This window comes from Tritonibacter sp. SIMBA_163 (assembly GCF_046535935.1).
In the GTDB taxonomy this organism is placed as follows: domain Bacteria; phylum Pseudomonadota; class Alphaproteobacteria; order Rhodobacterales; family Rhodobacteraceae; genus Epibacterium; species Epibacterium scottomollicae.
In genome coordinates, this window is sequence record NZ_JAWJBP010000749.1 from 1 (window position 1) to 258 (window position 258).

The 258-nt window shown below is 51.6% G+C and carries 1 protein-coding gene; it reads left to right on the forward strand.

The genetic code is table 11. The annotated features are described in order from the left end of the window. The coding region (locus tag R0J92_RS24315; RefSeq protein WP_411053569.1) for a branched-chain amino acid transport system II carrier protein at positions 1-258 on the forward strand (258 nt) is incomplete at both ends.

Here is a 258-nt window from a genome sequence, read left to right on the forward strand (position 1 = left end):
TGATTGTCGTCATCGGTTTTCTGGCCGTTAAAAGTTTCCTGACACCTATGGGGCCAATCGGTGCGCCTGTCGGGAATTATGGCACGGAAGCGTTTTTTGAAAGCTTCCTGCAGGGATATTTGACGATGGACGCAATCGCGGCGCTGGTTTTCGGGATCGTCATTATCCAGTCTATCCGCGCGAAAGGCGTCGAAGATAAAAACACCATTTTAAAGACGACCGCTTATGCCGGCTTTATCGCGGCAGCCGGCCTATCAC